Below are 23,759 nucleotides of genomic sequence, written 5' to 3'. Positions count from 1 at the left end.
CCCACGCCCCTCCGGCTCTCTCACGAGTGTCCCTTGTGCCTGAGCGGCGTGAGCTGCTGGATGTCGTACTTGACTCTCAGCGCCTCGATGGCCTCCTGGTCCGGTGGGCCGCCGCTTCCCAGGATCTCCAGCAGCTCCTCGAAGTAGCGCTCGTGGTCCGGAGGCGGGGACGCCTGGAAGAACATCTTCGCCGGCGTGTCCGTCGGGTTCGCGAAGGCGTGCGGGCAGCCCGGCGGTACGACGATCACCGTGCCCGGAGTCGCCCGGACCACCCTGTTGCCGGACCTCGACTCCCATCTCTGCCAGTGGTCGGGGGTGCGGATGCGGGGCTCGAAGGCCAGCACGTCCAGCTCGCCCTCGAGGACGTAGAACAACTCCTCGCTGCGCGTGTGCACATGGGCGCCGACGTCGAAGCCCGGCGGGACCTCCACCTCGAAGGTGGAGGCCATGCGCGAGTGCGTGCCGGTGACCTTGAACGTCACACGCTGGGCGGGTGTCTCCACGACCCGGCCGTGGCCCGGCGGGACGAGCAGCCCCTCGGTCGCAAGTGCTTCGGTCGCCGTCATCGCCGCCTCACCAGGTCACCGGCAGGGACTCGGGCCCCCGGATCAACGCGCCCTTCCTGAAGGGCACCTGGTTCGGGGGCACGGCCAGCTTCAGGCCCGGTACCCGGTCCAGCAGCGCGTCGAGGAGCAGCTCGGACTCCAGCCGGGCCAGCATGCCGCCGGGGCAGTAGTGCGGGCCGAAGCCGAACGCCACGTGCGGGTTGGGGCTGCGCGCGAAGTCGATCGTCTCCGGGTCGGGGAAGACGTCCGGATCACGGTTCGCGGCCAGGTAGGAGACGTAGATCGCGTCGCCGGCGCGGATGCGCACGCCCGCGATCTCCACGTCCTCCAGGGCGATCCGGGACAGGCCGACGGCGTTGCGGTGCGGGATGTAGCGCAGCAGTTCGTCGATGGCCCGGGGCCGGATCCGCGGCTCGGAGCGCAGCCGTTCGGCCAGTTCGGGGCGGCTGAGCAGCAGATGGAACATCTGGCCGCTGTTGTTGGTCACCGCCTCGCCGCCGATCTGGAGGAGCACGGCGAGGCCGACGGCCTCCTCCAGGGCGACCTCGGCGCGGCCCACGGCGGCGCCGAGCAGCGAGGTGACGTCCTCGCCCGTGCTGTTCCCGCGCACCCCGATCAGGTCGCAGAAGTAGGCGCTCATCTCGCGCTTGGCCTTCTCGCTGACCTCCTTGCCGTGCGCGGAGGACAGGATGAGCTGGGTCCAGGTGTGCATGGCGTGCCGGTCGGCGACCGGGACGCCCATCAGCTCGCAGATGACCGCGATCGGGAACGGGCCGAGCACCGCACGTGTCAGGTCGGCGGGCGGGCCGTCCTGCAGCAGCTCGTCGACCAGTTCGTCGAGCATGGCACGTGCCGTGCCGCGGATCCGCTCCACGCCCTTCGCGGTGAACGCGGAGGCCACCGCGCGCCGCAGCCTCGTGTGGTCGGGCGGGTCGAGGAAGCCGACCGCACCCCGGTCGGGGATGAAGTGCGGGGCGAGCCGGGTGACCGGCCGGTCCATGACCGCCTCCCGGCCGAAGCGGGGGTCGTTGGCCACCGCCCGCACGTCGTCGTACCGGGTGACCAGCCACGCCCAGCCCTCTCCGTTGGGCAGCTGGATGCGGGTGACCGGGCCCTCCTGCATCAGCTCCCTCAGCACCGGGTCGAAGTCCGTCCCGGTCAGGTCGACGGCCGGCCAGTGCCGGATCGGGGGCATGGGCCGGGTGAGCGGCGCACTCGTCATCGCGCGTCTCCGTCCGAGCGGACCCAGCGGCCCACCGTCATCTCGGCGGTGATGCCGGGCCCGAACCCGGCCAGCAGCCCGCGGGCCCGGTGCTGGGCGCCGCCCTCGTCGAACAGGCGGCGCAGCGCGTCCAGGACGACGGCGCTGGCGATGTTGCCGTACTCGGTGAGCGTGGCCCGGCTGAACCGGAACGCGTGCGGCTCGACCTTCAGGAACTTGCTGAGGTCGTCGAGTATTCGGGGGCCGCCGGCGTGGATGATGTAGAAGTCCAGTTCGGAGGCGTCCCAGCCGTGGTTGCCGGCCAGGTCCTGCAGCGCCGGGGCCAGCGGCTCCATGGTCGTGGGCACCCGCTTGTCCAGCAGGAAGTGGAAGCCGGTCGCGCGTACGTCGTAGGCGATCCAGTCCTCCGTCTTGGGGATCAGGTACGACCCGTTGCGCTCGAGCTGGACGCCGGTGCCGCCCCGGCCGCGCACCACGGCCGCGGCGATGCCGTCGCCGAACAGGCCGTTGGACAGCAGCGAGCCGACGCCGAGGTCGGTGGGCTGGTAGCACAGCGAGCAGAACTCGCAGGCGACGATGAGCGCGTTGCCCTCCGGGTAGGCCGCGCAGAAGTCGTGGGCCCGGTTGATGGCGGCACCGCCGGCCGCACAGCCCAGCTGGGCTATGGGGAGCTGTCGGGTGTTGCTCGGGAAGTCCATCTCGTTGATCAGCCACGCGGTCAGCGAGGGCATCATGAAGCCCGTGCACGACACGTAGATGATGACATCGATGTCGGAGGTCAGGAGTTCGGCCTCGTCCAGCGCCCGCTGGATGACCGCGGGGACACGGGCCTTGGCCTCGGCCTCGTAGAGCTTGTTGCGCTCCTCGAAGCCCGGGTGCTTCAGGGTCTCTTCGATGGGCTGCACGATGTGGCGGGTGCGGACGCCCGTGTTCTCGATGAGCCGGAGGGCCAGCGGGAGCTGCGGGTGGTCCGCGTGGTGCGTACGTGCCAGCTCGAGCGTCTCCTCCATCGTGATCACGTGTTCTGGTACGGACACCGAGGGTCTGCACAAAGTCGCCATGAGCCGTCCCTGCTTTCGCCGTCCGGCAGGCCTTCGCCCACCGGTCAGAAGGTGGTCCACCCAGGTTCACCCGAGGGAGCGACGATCTCTCGTCGGACTACGCCGAATCGGTGACCAGGGGTCAGGGACGGCCCACGGTCGGCCAGGTCTGCGGACAGGTCTACGGTGCCCCGCTGCTGTGCGCGATGCACGCCACGTCGATGCGATCCGCCAGCTTCGCCAGCTCGATGGTCAGCGCGGCCACGGTGTCCTCGTCGAGCTGCTCCCCGGCCTCGACGAGATGCAGCCACCGCCCGCCGACGGTCCGCAACAGCTTACTCACGTCGGCCGCAGCCACCTGCAAGGTACCGCGGTCGTCGACGATCAGAGGCAGAGTCACTTCGCGGTTCACAGAACGGGATGGTAGCTGCGCGGTGCTCACGCACCCTGCCAAACCGTGGTGATGTTGCAGAACTCGCGGATTCCGTGCCCGGACAGCTCACGCCCGTACCCCGACCGCTTCACGCCGCCGAACGGGAACGCCGGATGGGAGGCGGTCATCCCGTTCACGTACACCGCGCCGGCCTCCAGGTCCCGGGCGAACCGCTCCACCTCGTTCTCGTCCCGCGTCCACACGTTCGAACTCAGGCCGAACGCCGAGTCGTTGGCGATCAGCACCGCCTCGTCCAGGTCCCCGGCCCGGTACAGGGTGGCGACCGGCCCGAACGCCTCCTCGCGATGGATGCGCATCTCCCGGGTGATCCCGGCCAGCACGGTCGGCGGGTAGTACCAGCCGGGGCCGTCCGGACGCTCCCCGCCGCACAGCACCTCGGCACCGCCGCGCCGGGCGTCGTCGACCAGTTCCTCCAGGTCCCTGCGCCCCTGCTCGCTGGAGAGCGGCCCGAGGTCGGTGTCCTCCTCCAGCGGGTCGCCGGACTTCAGCGCGCGCATGCCCGCGACGAAGCGTTCGGCGAAGGCGTCGTACACGTCGGTGTGCACGATGAAGCGCTTGGCGGCGATGCACGACTGCCCGTTGTTCTGCACGCGCGCGGTCACCGCGACCTGCGCCGCCCGGTCCAGGTCGGCGGAGGGCATGACGACGTAGGGGTCGCTGCCGCCCAGCTCCAGCACCGTCTTCTTGATCATCTCCCCGGCGGTCGAGGCCACGGCCCGCCCGGCCGGCTCGCTGCCGGTGAGCGTCGCGGCCCTGACCCGCTCGTCGCGCAAGATGTCGTCCACGGCGCCCGAGCCGATCAGCAGTGTCTGGAAACAGCCCTCCGGGAAACCGGCCCGGTGGAAGAGGTCCTCCAGGTACAGGGCGGTCTGCGGCACGTTGGAGGCGTGCTTGAGCAGGCCCACGTTCCCGGCCATCAGCGCGGGCGCGGCGAAGCGCACCACCTGCCACAGCGGGAAGTTCCACGGCATGACCGCGAGCACCGGGCCGAGCGGCCGGTAGCGCACCCGCACCCGGGAGGCGCCGGAGTCCTTCACGTCCGTCTCGGCCGGCTCCTCGTCGGCCAGCAGTCCCTCGGCGCGCTCGGCGTACCAGCGCATCGCCTTGGCGCACTTCGCGGCCTCCGCGCGGGCCTGCTTGACCGGCTTGCCCATCTCGGTGGTCATGACCCTGCCGATCTCCTGCTGGTCCTCGTCCAGCAGGTCGGCGGCCTTGGTGAGCAGACGGGCGCGTTCGGCGAAGGTGGTCGTCCGGTACGTGCGGAACGTGGCCTCCGCGAGCTGGAGCCGGCGCTCCAGCTCCTCCTCGCCCATGGGCTCGTACGTCTTGAGCGTCTCGCCGGTCGCCGGGTTCACCGTCGCGATGGGCATGGCTGACCTCCCTGGGAGCGGGCTTGCTTCGACCTTCGCGCGCGACCGCGCCCGTCGCAACGCGTAGGCCCCTGTTCAGCCCGAGTGCTCCGCCAGCCGGTCGAGAAACGCCGCCTGTGCCGTGATGATCACCGCACGGGCCCGGTCCAGACCGAACCACGCCACCCGGTCCAGCTCCGGGAACTCCCGCACCCGTCCGGATCTCGGCGGCCACTCCAGGGTGAAGGTGCCGGGGTGGATCGACTCCGGGTCGAGGTCCGCCTCCACCGCCCACGCGGTGACGATCTTGCCGCCGGCCTGGGCGACCTCGCCGAGCGGTACCGCCTCCCCGTCGGGCGGGGCCAGTCCCAGCTCCTCCTGGAACTCCCGGCGCGCCGCCTCCCAGGCCGGCTCGTCCGGTTCGTACTCGCCCTTGGGCACGGTCCACGCGCCCGCGTCCTTCTTCGCGAAGTACGGCCCGCCCATGTGGCCCAGCAGGACCTCGAGCCCGTCGTCGGTGTGCCGGAACAGCAGCAGTCCCGCGCTGCGCCTCGTCGTACGGACCGTCACGGCTTGACCTCCGGGTGGGCCGCCAGCAGGGCCTCCACCGTATCGGCCTCCGCGGGCCGCTTGTCCTCCCGGTACCGGACGACGCGCGCGAAGCGCAGGGTGACCCCGGCCGGGTAGCGGGAGGAGCGCTGCAGGCCGTCGTAGGCGATCTCCACCACGAGTTCGGGCCGCACCCGCACCACCCAGCCGTTGTCCTCGACGGCCAGTTCCCGGAGCCGCTCGGTCTGCCAGGCGAGCATCGCGTCGGTCATGCCCTTGAACGTCTTGCCGAGCATCGCGAAGCCGCCGTCCGCGGTGCGCGCGCCCAGGTGGAGGTTGGACAGCTTGCCGGTGCGGCGGCCGTGGCCCCACTCGGCGGCCAGCACGACCAGGTCGAGGGTGTGCACGGGCTTGACCTTCAGCCAGGCGGCGCCGCGCCGGCCGGCGCTGTAGGGGGCGTCCAGTGCCTTGACGACCACGCCCTCGTGCCCCCGGGCCAGGGTGTCGGCGAGGAAGCGCTCCGCCTCGGGAGTGTCGCCGGGGCCGGACACCACGGTCCGGCGCACCCGCATCGGCCCGGGCACCAGCCGGGCCAGCTCCGCGTGCCGCTCGGCGAAGGACAGGTCGAGCAGGTCCCGGCCGTCGACCGCGAGGGCGTCGAAGAAGACGGGGGAGACGGGCACCTCTCCGGCGGCCTTGGCCACGTCCGTGCGGGAGCCGACCCGGCCCGCCGTCTCCTGGAAGGAGCGGGGCCGGCCGTCCGCGTCGAAGGAGATCACCTCGCCGTCCAGGATGAACCGCTCGCCCGCCAACGCCAGCGCGGCGGCGGTGACTTCCGGCAGCCGGTCGGTGATGTCGTCCAGGGTGCGGGTGTGGACCCGCACGGTGTCGCCGTCCCGGTGCACCTGCACGCGGATGCCGTCCAGCTTCTCCTCCACCGCGCACGCACCGAGCTTCTCCACCGCCTCGGCGACGGAGGAGGCGCTGTGCGCGAGCATCGGCAGCACCGGGCGGCCGACGGTCAGCCGGAACCGGTCCAGCGACGCCGGCCCCTCGGCGAGCAGCGCCTGGGCCACCGTCTGCAGCGACCCGGCGAGCATCACCGCCCGCCGTACCTCCGCCGGATCCGCGCCGGTGGCCTGCGCGAGCCCCTCGACCGCCACGGCGTCCAGCGCGCCCTGCCGGACCTCGCCGGTGAGCAGGCCGAGCAGGAAGCGCTGCTCGTCCTCGGTGGCCGCGCCCATCAGCGCGCCGACGAGCCGGACGCGCTCGGCCTGCGAACCGGGGCCGGACACCTTGCCCAGCTCGGTCAGCCGGGCGTCGACCTCCCGCACCGTCAGGGAGGGCTCGGCGGCCGGCGACACCGGACGGCTCAGCACCTTCCAGCCGACGCCGAGCCGGCCCTGGGGGAGCCGTCCGGCCAGGTACGGGATGACGATCGGCACGTCGTCCGCCTCCGCGTCCCGGAACAGCTCCGCGAGGAGCGCGGTCTTGCGGGACCGGGCCGCCGTCGCGGCGACCTCCCGGGACACCTGCGCGAGCCGGGTCAGCAGCATGCAGTCATGGTGCACCGCCGGCCCGGGGTCCACACCCGGACGGCCGCGCCGGAATCCGCGCACCCGGCTCCCCGCCGACCGCCCTCCCGCCGGAGGCTGCGGCTCGCCACGCCGCTCACCTGCTGGGCACGCCCCGGTGCGGCCCGCCGCCGGATCCGGGGCGCGATCGCCGGTCACCCGGTGGTCCCGAACGGTGCCTCGTGCCCCGCGCGCCCTGCCGGACCTGCTGGGGATCGTGCGGTACACGCGGCCGGCCGGGCAGGGACATGCCGCGTTGACAAACGGCCTTGCCGGAATTGCAATTCCGGTATGACGACGGACGAGGTTCTGGCGGGCGTCGGCCCCCGGCTGCGGCGGATCCGCAAGGAGCGGGAGGTGACGCTCGCGGCGCTGTCGGAGGTGACCGGCATCTCCGTGAGCACGCTGTCCCGGCTGGAGGCCGGGCTGCGCAGGCCCAGCCTGGAGCTGCTGCTGCCCATCGCGCAGGCGCACCAGGTCCCGCTGGACGAGCTGGTCGGGGCGCCACCGGTCGGGGATCCGCGGGTGCGGGCCGAGCCGCTGGAGCGGGGCGGCCGCACCTTCTGGCCGCTGACCCGCCAGCCCGGCGGCCTGCAGGCCTTCAAGGTGCGCGAACCCCGGCGCAAGGACGAACCGGAGCCCCGCAGCCACGAGGGGTACGAGTGGCTGTACGTCCTCTCGGGGCGGCTGCGGCTGGTGCTCGGCGAGCACGACGTCGTGCTGTCGTCGGGGGAGGCGGCCGAGTTCGACACACGGGTGCCGCACTGGTTCGGGTCGACGGGGGAGGGGCCGGTGGAGTTCCTGAGCCTGTTCGGGCCGCAGGGCGAGCGGATGCACGTGCGGGCCAAACCCCGGCGGGCGTGACGCACACGACTGTTCCCCGATGGGCAAGCGACCGCTTAGTATGCCGTCGGACCGGTCAGACGAAGCAGTCCCGTGGAGGCCCCGCATGCAGGCATGGCAAGTGCACGAGAACGGCGAGCCGAGCGAGGTGATGCGCCTCGCGGAGGTGGAGCGGCCCGCACCGGGTGACGGCCAGGTGCTGCTGCGCGTGCGCGCCGCCAACATCAACTTCCCGGACGCCCTGCTGTGCCGGGGCCAGTACCAGGTGCGGCCGCCGCTGCCCTTCACCCCCGGGGTGGAGATCTGCGCCGAGACCGAGGACGGCCGCCGGGTGATCGCCAACCCCGTGCTGCCCCACGGCGGCCTCGCCGAGTACGCCGTCGCCGACGCCCGGGCGCTGCTGCCCGCGCCCGAGTCGCTCGACGACGCGGAGGCCGCCGCGCTGCACATCGGCTACCAGACCGGCTGGTTCGGTCTGCACCGCCGGGCGCACCTGGAGGCGGGCGAGACCCTGCTCGTGCACGCCGCCGCGGGCGGGGTCGGCAGCGCCGCCGTCCAGCTCGGCAAAGCGGCCGGTGCCACGGTCATCGGCGTCGTGGGCGGCCCCGACAAGGCGGCCGTGGCCCGCGACCTGGGCTGCGACGTGGTGGTCGACCGGCGCGGCGAGGACGTCGTCGCGGCCGTGAAGGAGGCCACCGGCGGCCGGGGCGCCGACGTGATCTACGACCCCGTCGGCGGCGAGGCCTACGCCCAGTCCGCCAAGCTCGTCGCGTTCGAGGGCCGGATCGTCGTGGTCGGCTTCGCGAGCGGCACCATCCCCAGCCCGGCCCTCAACCACGCGCTGGTGAAGAACTACTCGATCCTGGGCCTGCACTGGGGCCTGTACAACACCAAGAACCCCAAGCTGGTCCTGCGCTGCCACGAGGAACTGACCGAATTGGCCGCCCGCGGCGCGATCAAGCCGCTGGTGAGCGAGCGGGTGCCGCTGAGCGAGGCGGCCGTGGCCGTGCAGAAGGTGGCGGACGGCCGGACCACCGGCCGGATCGCCGTGGTGATGGAGGAAGCAGCATGACCGACGCCGAAGAACTGCGCCGCCGCACCCGGGAGCTGCTGGCCGCGCATCCCCCCGCGGACACCGACCGCCTCGACTTCCTGCGCGCCCGCTTCGACGCCGGCCTGGCCTGGGTGCACTACCCGGAGGGCCTGGGCGGGCTCGGTGCCCCGCGCTCGCTGCAGGTCGTCGTGGACGCCGAACTGGAAGCCGCCGGCGCCCCGGACAACGACCCCCGGCGCATCGGCATCGGCCTCGGCATGGCCGCGCCGACGATCCTGAAGTACGGCACCGAGGAGCAGAAGCGGCGCTATCTGCGGCCCCTGTGGACCGGCGAGGAGGTCTGGTGCCAGCTGTTCAGCGAGCCCGGCGCCGGATCCGACCTGGCCGCCCTCGGCACCCGGGCCGTACGGGAGAGTGGGGGAGGCTGGGTGGTCAACGGGCAGAAGGTGTGGACCTCCAGCGCCCACGTCGCCCGCTGGGCCATCCTCATCGCCCGCACCGACCCGGACGTGCCCAAGCACGCGGGCATCACCTACTTCCTGTGCGACATGACCGACCCGGGCGTCGAGGTGCGGCCGCTGCGCCAGGTCACCGGTGAGGCCGAGTTCAACGAGGTCTTCCTCACCGACGTCCGCATCCCCGACTCCCGCCGCCTCGGCGAGGTCGGCGACGGCTGGCGGGTCGCGCAGACCACGCTGAACAACGAGCGCGTCGCCATCGGCGGCATGCGGCTGCCCCGCGAGGGCGGCATGATCGGCCCGGTGTCCAGGACCTGGCGCGAGCGCCCGGAGCTGCGCACCCACGACCTGCACCAGCGGCTGCTGAAGCTGTGGGTGGAGTCCGAGGTCGCCCGCCTCACCGCGGAGCGCCTGCGCCAGCAGCTCGTCGCCGGTCAGCCCGGCCCCGAGGGCGCCGGCATGAAGCTCGCCTTCGCCCGCCTCAACCAGGAGATCAGCGGCCTGGAGGTGGAGCTGCGCGGCGAGGAGGGCCTGTTGTACGACGACTGGACCATGCGCCGGCCCGAGCTGGTCGACTTCGTCGGCCGCGACGCCGGGTACCGCTACCTCCGGTCGAAGGGCAACAGCATCGAGGGCGGGACCAGCGAGGTCCTGCTGAACATCGTCGCCGAGCGCGTCCTGGGCCTGCCCGCCGAGCCGCGCACCGACAAGGACGTCGCCTGGAAGGACCTCGCCCGATGACGAATCTTCTCTACTCCGAGGAGGAAGAGGCACTGCGGTCGGCGGTACGGGACCTGCTGGCCGACCACTGCGACGCGCCGGGGGTGATCGCCCGCACGGAGTCGGACGCCCCGCACGACATCGCGGCCTGGAAGGCACTCGCGGGCGACATGGGCCTCGCCGGTCTGCTGATCCCGGAGAAACTGGGCGGCCAGGGCGCCACGCACCGGGAGGCCGCCGTCGTCCTGGAGGAACTGGGGCGGGCGGTCGCGCCCGTGCCGTACCTGACCAGTGCCGTCGTCGCCACCGAGGCGCTGCTGGAGTGCGGCGCCGACGACCTGCTGGCCGGGCTGGCCCAGGCGACGACGGTCGGCGTGCTCGCCGTCGGGCTCCACACCGCCGCGGGCGCCGCCTTCGCGACCGTACGACTCGACGGCGGATCCCTGCACGGCGAGTTGACCGGCATCGCCGACGCGGCCGCCGCCGACCTGCTGCTCGTACCCGCGGACGACGGCGGGCTGTACGCGGTCGAGGCCTCCGTAGCGACCGTCACCCCGCAGGTCTCCTTCGACCTGACCCGTCCGCTCGCCACCGTCACGCTCGACGGCGCGCCCGGCCGCCGTGTCGGCGACGCCGAGCCGGCCGTACGACGGGCACTGCGCGCCGCCGCCGGACTGCTCGCCTCCGAGCAACTCGGCGTCGCCGAGTGGACGCTGACCGAGACGGTGCGGTACCTGAAGGAACGCAAGCAGTTCAACCGGCCGGTCGGCGGCTTCCAGGCGCTCAAGCACCGCCTCGCCCAGCTCTGGCTGGAGGTGGTCAACCTCCGGGCGGCCGCCCGGGCGGCCGCCGACGCGCTGGCCTCCGGCGAGGACGCCGAGGTGCTGGTCGCCGTCGCCCAGGCGTACGCGGCGCCCGTCGCCGTCCACGCGGCGGAGGAGGCGCTGCAGCTGCACGGCGGGATCGGCATGACCTGGGAGCACCCGGTCCACCTGTACCTCAAGCGCGCCAAGGCCGACTCGATCGCCTACGGCACCGCCGGCGCCCACCGCGAGGCACTGGCCGCACTGGTCGACCTCCAGGCGCCCTGAGCGACCCCGCGCCGAGAAGCCCGCCCCCGCCGGGGGCGGGCCTTGCCGCACATCCGTCCGGTCAACACCACACGATCGGAGGACATGTCGGCCGCCCGGACCAACCCTCCCCTGCGCCACACTTGCGGCCGAACGCCGCATACGGGGCGTGGCGGAGGAGGTTCCAGATGGCCATTTCCATCTCTGTGGTGCTGCTGCTGTCGATCCTGGCCGTGGTCTTCATCCGCAACGGCGCGCTGAAGATGTCCCACGCCCTGGTCTGCATGCTGCTCGGCTTCTACCTGGCCAGCACGAGCATGGCGCCCACCATCCACAGCGGGCTCTCGGCGACCGCCGAACTGGTGAGCAGCCTGCGGCCCTGAGCGCCCCGCGTCAGTCCGAGAACACGCCGACACCGTTCGCCACCGGGCGCTCGGCGCCGCCGCTCGGGTGGTTGCGGACCGTCACGCCGCTCGCGCCCTCGTCGCGGGTGACCAGGTCGCTCGACCCGCCGCCGTCGAGGTTGAACGCGTCGGACGCGCCGAGGCCCCGCATCGCCGCCGCCTCCTCGGCGACCGTCATGCCGGTGCGGTAGTCGGAGGCACCGTCCAGGGCGAGCAGCAGCATCCGCCGTCCGCCGCTGGTGAAGCCCACGACCGTGCGCACGGCCGAGGTCGTGTCGTCGAGGCCGGCGAGCGGCCTGCCGTCGCGCAGCACCGGGAACCCGCCGACGGCGAAGACGTACGGCACCCCGGACGTGGCCGCCACCAGATCGTGCGTGACACTCACCCGGTCGCCGACCGACAGCTTCCGCAGCTGCTGGGCACCCTCCTCGCGGCCCACCAGGACCGTGGTGCCCGAGGGGATCGAGCCGCTGCCCGGGGCGTCGGTGGCGGAGACCACCCGGCCGTCGCGCAGCGTCACCTCGTGGGTGTCCGTGCTGCACGGCGCCGACCGCCTGGTGTCCGTGCCGCAGACGGCGCGCTCGCGGGAGGCAGTGCCCCACAGCGAGGTGAAGGCGCCGACCGAGTTCTCCGGCAGCGCGTACTGGTTCAGCCCCTTGAGCGGCAGCCGCCCCTGCGGTGTGGTCACCGAACCGGTGAGACGGAGGCGGTCCAGCCGGGCCCGGCGGTCGGTGCCCACGCCGAGGACCTCTTCCGTGGTGGTGCCGGGCGGCAGCGCGGGCCCGAACCGCTGCCCGTCCGGCACCGCCGCCTTGAGCGCCTGCCCGTCCGCGACCGCCGGCCCCACACTCGCGCCCGTCGCCTCGACGCCCGGATGCTGGGTCTCGCTGATGTGGAAGAAGTCGCCGTTGACACCCGCGACCGCGCCCGCCGAGTCCGCCAGCCGGGACACCGTCGCCCGGGCCGCCACCACCCCCGGGTACAGCAGGTCCAGGTGGACGTGCGGGTTGTCCAGGTCGACGGTCAGCAGATGGGCGTGTGTCCCGCCCGCCGCCGCGTCGATGTCGAACTGCCGGTACGTGACCCCCGGTGCGATCCGTTTGCCCCGCTGGACGGCGCCGGCCGGTGCCGCCCCCGCCAGGGCCGCACCGGCCAGCACGCCGAATGCCGTGAGGACCGTGAGAACCGATCTGCCTGCCGCCGTCTGCCGCCCGACACGCGCCACCCGCGCCTCCTGATGTCTCCTCAACTTCCCCTTCGCTCAAGGGAAGTGCAGCAGACGCGGGCGGCTCGCGGGGCGTCTAGGCGTCGAGTACGCGAGAACGAGTGAGAAAACGGACCCCCTCGGGTGCCTCCAGCGAGAAACCGCTCCCGCGGCCTGGTACGACGTCCACGATCAGCCGTGTGTGGCTCCAGACCTCGTACTGGCTGCGCGACATCCAGAAGGTCACCGGTTCCCCGACGCCCTCCACCGCCAGCTCCGCCAGCAGCACGTCCGAGTCGCCGGTGCGGAACTCGCCGTCCGGGTAGCACATGGGCGCGCTGCCGTCGCAGCAGCCGCCCGACTGGTGGAACATCAGCGGACCGTGCTCGGCGCGCAGCCGGCGCACCAGGTCCGCCGCGCGAGGGGTGAGTTCGACGCGGGGTACGTCCACTTCCATGGGTCACCGTCCTGGAGAGCCGGAGCCTGCCACCGGTCCAGTCTCACGGCTCGTCAGCGGCGCGTCCACCGTCTTCACGTCCACGTCGCCGGCCCTGACGTAGGCGAGCCGGTGGTCGAACTGGATTTCGTAGTACGCCTCCCTGCCCTTGATCACCGGCGCCGGGGAGTCGGTGAAGGACGACCGGTCGGTGTACGTGCCGTACACCTGGGAGCCCGTCACATACCGCTGGCCCGCGCGCAGGGTGTACGGGAGCGGCGACTCGGTCTGCGGGGTCACCCCCTCCGGGTAGGCCGTCTCCTCCGGCAGGGCGCGGCCGTAGACGGGGATCTCCTCCAGGCCCTGCTTCGGGGTCACCACGCGGGCGCGCGCCCCGACGGCCGTGGGCTGGTTCGCCGGGTTCCTGAACCACCCCTCGTGACCCTGGAACCAGATCGCCGTCCAGTCACCCCGGCGCTCGGCGACCGCGAAGGTCTGCCCGGCCGAGACCCGCGACCCCAGGTCGTTGACGTCCTTGGTGGTCTCGTCCCCGTCCGGGCGCCGGCCCGGGTCCTGGATCAGCGGGGCGGCGTCGTCCGGCTCGGTGTGCAGGTGTACGGCGCTCGAGCCGTGCGGCGCGCACGGCACACCGCTCTTGACGCACCCCGTGAACTCCGGCTTGTGCCGGGCGTAGTCCGGCAGGATCATCACCGCGTCGCTGTCCGGCCCGGCCGTCGCCCGCAGCGGCGCGCCGAGCAGGTCGAAGTAGTGCCGCCAGTCCCAGAAGGGCCCCGGATCGTCGTGCATGTCCGGGATGGTGTCCTCGGTCGGCGACGGCACGTTGTCGTGGCCGAAGATGTGCTGCCGGTCCAGCGGCACGTGGTACTTCTTCGCGAGGTACTTCACCAGGCGCGCCGAGGACCGGTACATCTGCTCCGTGTACCAGGCGTCGGGCTGCCGCAGGAATCCCTCGTGCTCGACGCCGATCGAGCGGCCGTTGACGAACTGGCTCCCGGAGTGCCAGCTCGAGTCCTTGAGCCGCACGTGCTGGGTGACATGGCCGTCGCTGGAGCGGACGGAGTAGTGCCACGACGCCTCTTCCGGGTCCTGGATCGTCATGAACATCGACGACAGGGGCGCCTCGGTGTCGTGGATGACGATGTAGTCGATCCGCTGGTCCTTGGGCCGGTCGGCCAGGTCGTGGTTGCCGTACCCGCCGTCGTCCGTCCGGACGTACGGCGCCCCGAGCCAGGAGCAGGACAGCTCGGGCGGGCAGTCCACGTTCTTCGGCCGCTGCTCGCCCTGCGTGAGGGCGGCGTGCGGGCGGACGGCGGGATGCGCGGCGAGGGCGACGTACTGCCCCTCGTCGGTGAGGCGGTGCGCGCCGCGGCGGATCACGTCGTAGACGTCGTTCGCGTACGCCGCCGCCGACACGCTGTCACCTGTGCCCGGGAACCGGGCCACGGCGTCCCACCAGTCCGCCGGGTCGGCGCTCAGCGGCTTGCCCAGCTCGCGCTGGGTGGCCGCGAGGAGGGCCGCGCCGCCGCGCACGTTCGCGGCGTCGTCCGTGCGCAGCTGAGCGGGCGGCAGCTCCAGCAGCCGGGCGGCCCGGCGCAGATCGGCGGGCTGCCCGGTGCCGCTGTCCGGGGACTTGCCGGGGTGGCCGGCGGGGGCTCCCGCCGTCGCCGGGTGCGGCCGGGCCTGACCGTGGCGGGCCTGCGGCGACTGGAGCGTGTCCACCAGGTGCATCGGCCCGTAGCCGCCGACGACGCTCGGGGTGCCCGGATGCGAGTCCCACCGGGACTGCAGGTAGGACACGCCCAGGAGCACGCTGCGGGGCACATGGAACTCCTCCGCGGCGGCCCGGTACTGCTCCTGGAGGAGCTGGTCGGCCGGTACGGCGGTGTCGCCGGAGCGGTCGACCAGGAATGGCACCACGAGGGCCGCCGAGGCGGTCGCGCAGATGAGCCGCCGGTGCCCGCGCACGGTGGTCCAGACGTGTCGGGTGACGCGTTTTCTCATGCGGTGGTCTCCCAGGGGGTTTCGGCACGGCGAGGACAAACGCGAACAGGGCAAGGCGGGTTGTGGGCGTTTGCCCGTCACGTCACCCCTCGTACGTTTCCGTGCCTTTCGCGCCGCGTCGCGCCGAGCGTCACTGGCGTGGACCAGCCGCCGGGCACAGGCCACCCGGTCGGACGCAGCGTGTCCGCTTTACCTGAGGACCCGTCAGTCCTCCTGGACCGGGTCCACTCGCCAGTCCGGGTGACCCGGCATCAGCGGAGTGTGCGCCCCGTACAGCCACGGGTGCAGGAAGGGGGCGAGGTTCTCTCCGGCCACCTCGGAGGCGAGCCGGACGAAGTCCGCGGTACCGGCGGCGCGGCCCCGGTACCGCGTCACCCAGGACCGCTCGATCCGCGCGAAGGTGTCCTCGCCGACCTTCTCCCGCAGCGCGTAGAGCACCAGTGCCGAGCCGTCGTAGCGCATCTGGCGGAAGAGGGTCGCCGCGGCGGGCTCGGCGGGGGCGCCGTCGTCGTGCCGCCACTGGTCGTGCGCCGCGTACGCGTCCCGCATGGCCTCCTCCATGTCCGGGCCGCCGTGCGTGTCGGCGTACAGCCGTTCGTAGAAGCGGGCGTGTCCCTCGCTCAGCCACAGGTCGGACCAGCGCCGGATCGCCACGCTGTCGCCCGTCCAGTGATGGGCGAGTTCGTGCACGAGGTTGCGTTCCGCGTCGACCCGGTCGCCCAGCAGGTCGGCGCTCGGGACGACGGACAGCGACTGCGTCTCCAGGGCGACCGGCAGGTCCGTGTCGCCGACCAGCACGCCGTAGCGGCGGAACGGGTAGGGGCCGAGCCGCTGCTCCAGCCAGGCCAGGTGCCCCGGGGTGAGCGCGCGGTAGGCCCCGGTGTCCGCGACCAGGCCGTCCGGCACCACGTCCCGCACGGGCAGCCCGCCCGGCCCCCGGCCGGTCACCACGGAGAACTTCCCGATGGCCAGCTGCACCAGCTGCGCCGCGACCGGATGCTCGGAGTCGTAGGTCCAGCGGGTGCGTCCGCCGGGCAGCCGCACCCGCTCGACGAGCCGGCCGCCCGCCACCGCGGTCAGGCCGGGCGGGGTGGTGACACGAAAGGTGAAGGGCGCCCGCACGCTGGGGTGGTCGTCGGCCGGGAAGATCATCTTGGCGCCGTCCGGCTGCGGGGCCAGCAGCATGCCGTCGGCCGTGGGCACCCAGCCGTAGTCCTGGATGGCGTCGTCGCGGTGCCGCCGCCGTGTCGGGTCGGCGGTGTACGCGACGGTGACGGTGAAGGTGCGGCCGCGGGCGATCGGCCGGGCCGGGGTGACGACGAGCTCGTCGCCGTCGCGCACCGCCCGCGCCGGTGCGCCGTCGACGCTCACCGTGCGCAGCGTGTTGCCCGCGAAGTCGAGGTCGAAGCGGGAGAGGGCCTGCGTGGCCGTGGCCCGGAGGGTGGCCGTGGCGGGGAACGGCGTGTCGGGCGCCCGCCAGTCGAAGGCCAGGGTGCAGTGGCGCAGTGTGTAGCCGCCGTTGCCGTCCAGCGGCATCAGCGGGTCGCCGAGGCCGCGGGCGCCGGGCGAGGGGGCCTCCCGGGGCGGGCCGGCCGAGGCGCCGCTCGCAGGGTGCCCGGCACGGGCCGGCGCGGGGTGCTCCCCGTGCGCCAGGACGACGGTGAGGACGGCGGCCCCCGCGAGACCGACGGCACCGGTCGCGGCCAGGACCGCACGCCGGGCGCGTCGGCCGGGGAGCGGCGCTCTCATGTCCATGGCGGCACTATGACAGCAAAAATGACCAATCACGGTGTTTACGGCATCGGCATTCGGCGCGTGTGAGGGATCCGGCGGGCGTGGCAGGCGTGGCGGAAAGACGCCCGCTCGCGCGGCACTGGGCAGGAATGGAGAAGCGCGCGACGCGACGGCGCGACTAGCGTGACGGCAGCCCCGCCCACAGATGAAAGAGACATTCGCATGGCCCCGAGGACGGACCCGCAGCCGACCACGCCGCACGTCGCCGACAGCCACGATCTGATCCGCGTGCACGGCGCCCGCGAGAACAACCTCAAGGACGTCAGTATCGAGATCCCCAAGCGCCGGCTGACGGTGTTCACCGGCGTCTCCGGCTCGGGCAAGAGCTCGCTGGTGTTCGACACGATCGCCGCGGAGTCGCAGCGGCTGATCAACGAGACCTACAGCGCCTTCGTGCAGGGCTTCATGCCGACCCTGTCCCGCCCCGAGGTCGACGTGCTCGACGGGCTGACCACCGTCATCACCGTCGACCAGCAGCGGATGGGCGCCGACCCGCGCTCCACGGTCGGCACCGCCACCGACGCCAACGCGATGCTGCGCATCCTCTTCAGCCGGCTCGGGCAGCCGCACATCGGCTCACCCAAGGCGTACTCCTTCAACGTCGCCTCGATCAGCGGAGCCGGAGCCGTCACCGTGGAGCGCGGCGGACGGACCGTGAAGGAGCGGCGCGCCTTCAGCATCACCGGCGGGATGTGCCCGCGCTGCGAAGGCCGGGGAACCGTCCAGGACTTCGACCTGACCCAGCTCTACGACGACACCAAGTCGCTCAGCGAGGGCGCCCTGACGATCCCCGGCTACAAGGAGGGCGGCTGGAACTACCGGCTCTACAGCGAGTCCGGCCTCGTCGACCCGGACAAGCCCATCCGTGACTACACCAGGCGGGAACTGGACGACTTCCTGCACCGCGACGCGACCCGGATGAAGATCGCGGGCATCAACATGACCTACGAGGGGCTGCTCCCGCGCATCCGGAAGTCGATGCTCGCCAAGGACCGCGAGGGGATGCAGCCGCACATCCGGGCGTTCGTGGACCGGGCGGTCACCTTCACCGCCTGTCCCGAGTGCGACGGCACCCGGCTCAGCGAGGCCGCCCGGTCCTCCAAGATCGAGGGGGTCAGCATCGCCGACGCCTGCGCGATGCAGATCAGCGACCTCGCCGCCTGGGTGCGCGGCCTCGACGAGCCGTCGGTGGCGCCCCTGCTCACGACGCTGCAGCACACCCTCGACTCCTTCGTGGAGATCGGCCTCGGTTATCTCTCGCTCGACCGGCCGGCGGGCACGCTGTCGGGCGGCGAGGCGCAGCGCACCAAGATGATCCGCCACCTCGGGTCCTCGCTCACCGACGTCACCTACGTCTTCGACGAGCCCACCACCGGACTGCACCCCCATGACATCCAGCGGATGAACAACCTGCTGCTGCGTCTGCGGGACAAGGGCAACACGGTGCTCGTCGTGGAGCACAAGCCCGAGGTGATCGCCATCGCCGACCACGTCGTCGACCTCGGCCCCGGCGCCGGCACGGCGGGCGGCACCGTCTGCTTCGAGGGCACCGTCGAGGGGCTGCGCGGCAGCGGCACCATCACCGGCCGGCACTTGGGCGACCGCGCCGCGCTCAAGGAGACGGTGCGCAAGCCCACCGGCACGCTGGAGATCCGCGGTGCGCACACGCACAACCTGCGGGACGTCGACGTCGACATCCCGCTCGGGGTGCTGGCCGTCGTCACCGGGGTCGCCGGCTCAGGCAAGAGCTCCCTGGTGCACGGGTCGATCCCCGCGGCTGCGGGTGTGGTGTCGGTCGACCAGGGCTCGATCCGCGGCTCCCGGCGCAGCAACCCGGCGACGTACACCGGGCTGCTCGACCCGATCCGCAAGGCGTTCGCCAAGGCCAACGGCGTCAAGCCGGCCCTGTTCAGCGCCAACTCCGAGGGCGCCTGCCCCAACTGCAACGGCGCCGGCGTCATCTACACCGACCTGGCGATCATGGCGGGCGTTGCCACCACGTGCGAGGTGTGCGAGGGCCGGCGGTTCGACGCGTCGGTGCTGGAGTACCACCTCGGTGGCCGGGACATCAGCGAGGTGCTGGCCATGTCGGTGACCGAGGCGGAGGAGTTCTTCGCCGCGGGCGAGGCCAAGACCCCGGCGGCCCACGCGATCCTGCGGCGCCTGGCCGACGTCGGGCTCGGCTACCTCACCCTCGGCCAGCCGCTCACCACACTGTCCGGCGGCGAGCGGCAGCGGCTCAAGCTGGCCACGCACATGGCCGAGAAGGGCGGCGTCTACGTCCTGGACGAGCCGACCGCCGGCCTCCACCTCGCCGATGTCGAGCAGTTGCTCGGGCTGCTGGACCGGCTCGTCGACTCCGGCAAGTCGGTCATCGTGGTCGAGCACCACCAGGCGGTCATGGCGCACGCCGACTGGATCATCGACCTCGGGCCCGGTGCCGGCCACGACGGCGGCCGCGTCGTCTTCGAGGGAACCCCGGCCGACCTCGTCGCGGCGCGGTCCACCCTCACGGGGGAGCACCTCGCACAGTACGTGGGCGCCTGAGGGGTTCCGTTCGCGCGGGGGGCGCCCGGCCGGCCGGGGTGACGGGGTCGGGCGCTCCCGGGACCGACGGGGGAAGCAGGCCCGCCGCCCCCGTCGGCCGGCACCCCGCGTCCCGCCGACGAGGCCCGCCGCGACGGACGCCCGGGTGCGCGTCGGCGGCACGATGCCCTCCGGCGCGCGGCGGCTCCCGTCGCCCTGGGCGCTGTGCAACCGGCCTCAGCCCTTCCCGCTGGACGACCACGAGGTGGTACGGCGCGGGGTGCGCGACCCGGCCGACGCCGCCCTCCTCCGGGTCGGCGCCTCGACGCCGCGAGGGCCACTGCGGGCTCCCACCAGACCGCACCGCCCACACGGTGCTCCACCACGCCGCCCGTCCGGCCGCCGTCGGACCGCACGTCGATCCGATCGGGCAACCGCCGACCCGCGGGATGCGCCGGGGTCGGCGGCCCGGCAGCCTCACACGTCGCTGATCGGCTGTGCCGGCGGACGGCGCCCGGTCAGTTCGCCGCCCGCTTCACCAGTTCGGAGATCCGTGCCTCGTCGGCCGCCGACAGGTCACCCGTCAGCGCGTACGCGGTCGGCCACATCGCGCCCTCGTCCAGCTGGGCCGGGTCGTTGAAGCCGAGGGTGGAGTAGCGGGCCTTGAACTTCGCCGCACACTGGAAGAAGCAGACGACCTTGCCGTCCTTGGCGTAGGCCGGCATCCCGTACCACAGCTTCGGCGTGAGCCCGGGCGCGGCGGCCGTGACGAGGGCGTGGATCCGCTCGCCCAGGGCGCGGTCGCCCGGCTCCATCTCGGCGATCTTCGCGAGCACCTCGGCCGTGCCGTCCGCCTTGGCGGAGCCGCGGCGCGCCGCCTTCGTCTCCCGGGCGCGCTCCTTCATCGCGGCGCGCTCCTCGACCGTGAACCCCGTCTCGCCCATCTCGGCCTCCATTCGTCCGTGCCCCCGCTCTGGGACTTGACTCGATGTTAGAAGGCCGCCCGCGCGCGTGGCTTCTCCAAAACTGATCAGTCCGACCCCCGCCGCCGGCATCATCGCCACCCCTGTTCGCGGGCGTCGCCCGGGACGAGGCGGCTGCGCGCGGGCCGACCGGCCGTCCGCCTGCCGCCCCGCCGCACCCCTGTCCGCTGCATCCCCGGGTCGGACCGTCGCCCCGGCACAACCTGCGCGTCAGCCCACCGCGCCGGTCACTGCTGAATGCCGTCCTCGTCGTCGCTCCACATGTCGAAGGGCAGTTCGTCGCCGTAGCGCCACAACTGGCTCTTCGGGCCGCTCAGTTTCTCGTGGGCCTCGCGGACGAAGTCCCGCAGGCCCTGATGGCAGCCGGCCCGCCAGGCCCAGAGGAAGTCGATCATGTCGTCGACCACATGCACGAGCCGCTCCTCGGGCCCGCCACCCCGGAAGCGCCCGAGGAACTGCTCCTCGGCCCCCGGATCGTCCACCTGCCCGAACCAGATGATCGCGTTGAGACTCAGCATCTGGGCCACCAGGTTGATGAGCGCGACGACGTTGTGCGGGGTGTCCGGCTTGCCGGTGGCGAAAAGGATCGACCGGTAGTAGTCGGGCAGCAGCTCGGGGATGTCCCGCGGCGCGGTGACCACGGGCCGGCTCGTCAGCAGGAACTGGTCCACCGCGACGGCCAGATGGTCGGCGGGGACACGGTCACGGAAGCCGAGGACCAGCCCCGGACCGTCGATCGCGGCCATCCAGGTCCCGCCCGGATGCCGCAGCAGCCGGGTCCGGCTGATACGGCCGGGCTCGTACGACCCCTCGATCCGCCGCTTGCGGGCGATCACCAGCCGCCGGGACGTGACCATGGCGACGCGTGAGTCCAGCGCCTCCTCGGCGACGACCGTCTTGATCAGCTCCCCGTCGGCCAGCGCCGCGAGCAGGACGTCCTGGTTGACGCCGACCAGACGCTGCGCGGTCCGGTTCTCGCCGTTGAACAGACGGCTGGCCAGGGCCGCGTGCACCTGCGGACGTGCTCCGAACATCGGCGCTCCTCACTGCTCCGTGGCACGGGCCAGCGCTCGGAAGGCCCGCTTGCGCTGGCGGATGAGAATGCTCGGCGCGTGCGCCACGCCCAGCGCCTCGTAGATCCGGTTCATGATCGCGAAACTGAGGGCGAACAGGCCGGAGCGCGCGTTCCTGCCGTACTGAGCGGGCGTCAGTTCCTCCGCCCAGCCCGACACGCGGTAGCCGCGGCCGTCGAGGGCCGGGCGCACCTGCATGATCAGTACGCCTCCCTTGCTGCGCACCCGCCACGACACCCCACCGCTGACGTCCTGTTCGGCGGGCACGGCGCCACCGCCCAGGGCGCGCCTGAGCACGGACGACGTGGCCCGGCCGCCCACGGCGACGATGGTGTCGAGCGGCAGCTCGACGTCGATGTACTCAGGTGTGCTGATGCGTGTGCCGAGCGCCTTCTGCCAGGCGATGCCGGCCACCACGATGCCCAGCAGCACGAGCACGACCACAGAGAACCCCACTGCCCCGCCCCTTCTCCCGGCCCGGCGGCCTCGTCACCTCGCCGAAGCACAGCCGGCCCACCGGTCATAGCTGTCCCAGATTCCCGGAATCTCCGCCCTCGGGGGTGTCGGATCCGTACGATCTGGTTGTCATTTCTGTACGCGGCCGCGTCGGATGTCCCAGGCTGCCCAGGGGAGGGGAATGACCTTCGCCGCACCGGAGCGGGAGCGGATCCGCTCCGCGCTGGCCGCGTGCCGTGCCGCGCTGGAGGCGGACGGCAAACGCGTCAGCGACAACGCCATCGCCACCCGACTCGGCTACCACCACGAGACGGTGCGCAAGTGGCTGGCGGGATCGCGCCGCCCGGACCCGCTGTTCGTCCGCGCCCTGGCGGAGCTGGCCGGCCTGGATCCGGCCCGGGTGCTGGCAGACATCGGCTGGTTGCCCCCGCAGCCGCACCGGCACGAGACCCTGCCGGAGACCTTGGCACCCGGAGTGCTGACCGCGATCGACACGCTCGGCGGTCTCGGGGAGCACCTGCGGGCGCTGGCCGCCGCCCCGGCGCGGCCCGCCCCCGTCCGGGCGGCCGAAGCGGTGCTCTCCCACCGGCCGGCGGCGGACCGGTTCCGGGTCACGCTGGCGCATGTCCGCTCCGGCGCCGCCTACCCGGCCACCACCGCGCTGGTGGGAGAGTTCCGCCTGGTGGACGGCGCCGAGCCGCTGGCCCCCGCGGCCCTGGCCGCGCGCGCCCTGGCCGCCGGGATCCCCGACGTCGACGGCCCGCCCGAGCCGGACACCGCCTACGCCCGGGTGGCCGCGGAACTGCGGCTGGCCACCGCCCGCGCACTGCGCGGGGCGGGGGAGTGGAGCTGGCAGGGCGAACCCGGCACCACGCTGTGGCGCGACGCCGCCGGGCAGTGGCCCGCCCATCTGCTGGTGCAGAACACCAGCACGGGCCTGGCCCGCCCCGCCGTCACGCCCCACCACCTGACCGACACCCGCCCCGTGGTGGTGATCGGCGCCGCCTGGTCCGTCGCCCACGCCGGGGCGCTGCTGGCCGAGGCGCTCGGCTGGGAACACGTACCGGTCAACTCCGCCACCGCCGTGGACGGCGACCGCATCGTCTACAGCGAGCCGCTGCACCGCAGGACCGGACGACTGCGCGGCTGGGCCTTCGTCGCCGGGCACATCAGGTCACGCCACCAGCACGGCACGCCCTGGCCCGCGGTGGTCGTCGTCAAGCCGTACGTCTTCGGCAGCGACAGCCCCTACGCCGACGGGCTGCTGCGGCTGCTGCGGGACACCCCCGCACGCGTCGTCCACGTCCGCCCGCCGCGCGCCTACGTCGAGTGGTGGGCCCGGCGCCGCGACCTCACCGCCCTCGGCGGCACCCCGGGCCCGCAGTGGGCCGACGCCGCCCGGCGCGCCCTGGACCGCGTCGAGGACGCGCTGCGGGACCGGCCCGGTGCCGGGCAGGGGGGCGACGGTGATCTGCGGCTGACGCTGCCGGAGCCGGCCGAGCCACCCGAGGCGGCCGTGCCGCGGTGGCCGGCCCAGCTGATGGACGACCAGTTCCGCTGCTGCTGGAGGATGCTCGAATGGCTGGACCAGACCGCCAACCGCGGCCGCCCGTCCCTGCTGCACGACCTGCGCCCGTCCGCGCTCGCCGATTACGCCGACCGGTTGCGCCACGACCCCCGGGTGCGGACCCTGTCGGCCGGCTGAGCCGCCCCGGGGCGCGGGCACACCTCGTCGTCGCCGTCCTCGGGACCGTGCGTCCCCCGCTTGCCCGGCGCCACCCGTGCGCCGGTCCGGCATACCGTCAGCATCGCGAACCGCCCCCTGTCCCGCGTCACCCCTGCGACGACCCGGTCCCACGGCGGAGCGACGGCGCCCCCCGGTCCCACGCCCGGGCGGGCCGCGCCACCGCCCCGGGCCGTCGACCCGGCCCCACGGTAGGGCGCATCGCACCCCACGGCATC

General features: G+C 73.1%; 21 protein-coding genes. 7 read left to right on the top strand and 14 right to left on the bottom strand.

All coding sequences use genetic code 11. The features are described 5' to 3' along the window. Positions 1–20: 20 nt before the first annotated feature. The 7 genes from ACZ404_RS02565 to ACZ404_RS02535 form a co-directional block, all read right to left on the bottom strand. Positions 21–566 (bottom strand): cupin domain-containing protein, encoded by a 546-nt coding sequence (locus tag ACZ404_RS02565; protein ID WP_468435427.1) that lies wholly within the window; start codon positions 564–566, stop codon positions 21–23. Positions 567–573: 7 nt separating this feature from the next. Beyond that, positions 574–1,788 (bottom strand): cytochrome P450, encoded by a 1,215-nt coding sequence (locus ACZ404_RS02560; RefSeq protein ID WP_468435426.1) that lies wholly within the window; start codon positions 1,786–1,788, stop codon positions 574–576. Then, positions 1,785–2,849, bottom strand: coding sequence for a type III polyketide synthase (locus tag ACZ404_RS02555; RefSeq protein WP_468435425.1), 1,065 nt, complete (start codon positions 2,847–2,849; stop codon positions 1,785–1,787). Before ACZ404_RS02555 ends, ACZ404_RS02560 begins: the two co-directional genes overlap by 4 nt. Before the next feature lie 160 nt (positions 2,850–3,009). Next, positions 3,010–3,240, bottom strand: coding sequence for a DUF6213 family protein (locus ACZ404_RS02550; RefSeq protein WP_043477773.1), 231 nt, complete (start codon positions 3,238–3,240; stop codon positions 3,010–3,012). A gap of 26 nt (positions 3,241–3,266) precedes the next feature. Beyond that, positions 3,267–4,652 (bottom strand): NADP-dependent succinic semialdehyde dehydrogenase, encoded by a 1,386-nt coding sequence (locus tag ACZ404_RS02545; protein ID WP_468435424.1) that lies wholly within the window; start codon positions 4,650–4,652, stop codon positions 3,267–3,269. A gap of 75 nt (positions 4,653–4,727) precedes the next feature. Next, a complete protein-coding gene (locus ACZ404_RS02540) occupies positions 4,728–5,201 on the bottom strand; it encodes an NUDIX hydrolase (protein ID WP_468435423.1) in 474 nt (157 codons plus the stop codon). Beyond that, the gene (locus tag ACZ404_RS02535; RefSeq protein WP_468435422.1) at positions 5,198–6,736 is read right to left on the bottom strand and encodes an ATP-dependent DNA ligase; all 1,539 of its coding nucleotides are present in this window, start codon (positions 6,734–6,736) and stop codon (positions 5,198–5,200) included. Before ACZ404_RS02535 ends, ACZ404_RS02540 begins: the two co-directional genes overlap by 4 nt. A gap of 309 nt (positions 6,737–7,045) precedes the next feature. On the opposite strand from ACZ404_RS02535, the gene ACZ404_RS02530 reads away from it, so the two are divergent. From ACZ404_RS02530 to ACZ404_RS02510, 5 genes are all read left to right on the top strand, one after another. After that, a complete protein-coding gene (locus ACZ404_RS02530; RefSeq protein WP_468435421.1) occupies positions 7,046–7,618 on the top strand; it encodes a helix-turn-helix domain-containing protein in 573 nt (190 codons plus the stop codon). Positions 7,619–7,703: 85 nt separating this feature from the next. Further along, positions 7,704–8,669 carry an NADPH:quinone oxidoreductase family protein gene (locus ACZ404_RS02525; protein WP_468435420.1) on the top strand — a complete coding sequence of 322 codons (966 nt, stop codon included), beginning with the start codon at positions 7,704–7,706 and terminating at the stop codon, positions 8,667–8,669. Beyond that, positions 8,666–9,850: an acyl-CoA dehydrogenase family protein gene (locus tag ACZ404_RS02520; protein WP_468435419.1), complete on the top strand. Its 1,185-nt coding sequence runs from the start codon at positions 8,666–8,668 to the stop codon at positions 9,848–9,850. The genes ACZ404_RS02525 and ACZ404_RS02520 overlap by 4 nt, the downstream gene beginning before the upstream one ends. Then, positions 9,847–10,920, top strand: coding sequence for an acyl-CoA dehydrogenase family protein (locus ACZ404_RS02515; protein WP_468435418.1), 1,074 nt, complete (start codon positions 9,847–9,849; stop codon positions 10,918–10,920). The genes ACZ404_RS02520 and ACZ404_RS02515 overlap by 4 nt, the downstream gene beginning before the upstream one ends. 167 nt (positions 10,921–11,087) lie before the next feature. Next, on the top strand, positions 11,088–11,282 hold the full coding sequence (locus ACZ404_RS02510; RefSeq protein WP_468435417.1) for a hypothetical protein: 195 nt from the start codon (positions 11,088–11,090) through the stop codon (positions 11,280–11,282). A gap of 10 nt (positions 11,283–11,292) precedes the next feature. Here ACZ404_RS02510 and ACZ404_RS02505 read toward each other — a convergent pair whose 3' ends face one another. The 4 genes from ACZ404_RS02505 to ACZ404_RS02490 form a co-directional block, all read right to left on the bottom strand. Then, the gene (locus tag ACZ404_RS02505; protein WP_468435843.1) at positions 11,293–12,462 is read right to left on the bottom strand and encodes a phosphodiester glycosidase family protein; all 1,170 of its coding nucleotides are present in this window, start codon (positions 12,460–12,462) and stop codon (positions 11,293–11,295) included. 142 nt (positions 12,463–12,604) lie between these two features. Continuing rightward, entirely contained in the window at positions 12,605–12,964 is a 360-nt protein-coding gene (locus ACZ404_RS02500; RefSeq protein WP_468435416.1) for a DUF779 domain-containing protein, read from the bottom strand. 3 nt (positions 12,965–12,967) lie between these two features. Continuing rightward, positions 12,968–14,965: an N-acetylmuramoyl-L-alanine amidase gene (locus ACZ404_RS02495; protein ID WP_468435415.1), complete on the bottom strand. Its 1,998-nt coding sequence runs from the start codon at positions 14,963–14,965 to the stop codon at positions 12,968–12,970. A 204-nt stretch (positions 14,966–15,169) separates the two neighbouring features. Further along, a complete protein-coding gene (locus ACZ404_RS02490; protein ID WP_468435414.1) occupies positions 15,170–16,720 on the bottom strand; it encodes a M1 family metallopeptidase in 1,551 nt (516 codons plus the stop codon). A gap of 201 nt (positions 16,721–16,921) precedes the next feature. On the opposite strand from ACZ404_RS02490, the gene ACZ404_RS02485 reads away from it, so the two are divergent. After that, positions 16,922–19,306 carry an ATP-binding cassette domain-containing protein gene (locus ACZ404_RS02485; protein ID WP_468435413.1) on the top strand — a complete coding sequence of 795 codons (2,385 nt, stop codon included), beginning with the start codon at positions 16,922–16,924 and terminating at the stop codon, positions 19,304–19,306. 497 nt (positions 19,307–19,803) lie between these two features. On the opposite strand, the gene ACZ404_RS02480 is transcribed toward ACZ404_RS02485, so the two are convergent. From ACZ404_RS02480 to ACZ404_RS02470, 3 genes are all read right to left on the bottom strand, one after another. Beyond that, positions 19,804–20,229, bottom strand: a complete 426-nt coding sequence (locus ACZ404_RS02480) for an iron chaperone (RefSeq protein ID WP_468435412.1) — start codon at positions 20,227–20,229, stop codon at positions 19,804–19,806. A gap of 266 nt (positions 20,230–20,495) precedes the next feature. Beyond that, on the bottom strand, positions 20,496–21,302 hold the full coding sequence (locus tag ACZ404_RS02475) for a hypothetical protein (protein ID WP_468435411.1): 807 nt from the start codon (positions 21,300–21,302) through the stop codon (positions 20,496–20,498). Between the two features lie 9 nt (positions 21,303–21,311). Next, positions 21,312–21,797: a hypothetical protein gene (locus ACZ404_RS02470; RefSeq protein WP_468435410.1), complete on the bottom strand. Its 486-nt coding sequence runs from the start codon at positions 21,795–21,797 to the stop codon at positions 21,312–21,314. Between the two features lie 181 nt (positions 21,798–21,978). On the opposite strand from ACZ404_RS02470, the gene ACZ404_RS02465 reads away from it, so the two are divergent. Further along, on the top strand, positions 21,979–23,502 hold the full coding sequence (locus tag ACZ404_RS02465; protein ID WP_468435409.1) for a hypothetical protein: 1,524 nt from the start codon (positions 21,979–21,981) through the stop codon (positions 23,500–23,502). Positions 23,503–23,759: the final 257 nt, after the last annotated feature.

The sequence above is a fragment of the Streptomyces sp. NPDC030798 genome (assembly GCF_055572275.1).
This window is presented reverse-complemented; position numbering and strand designations above follow the sequence as displayed.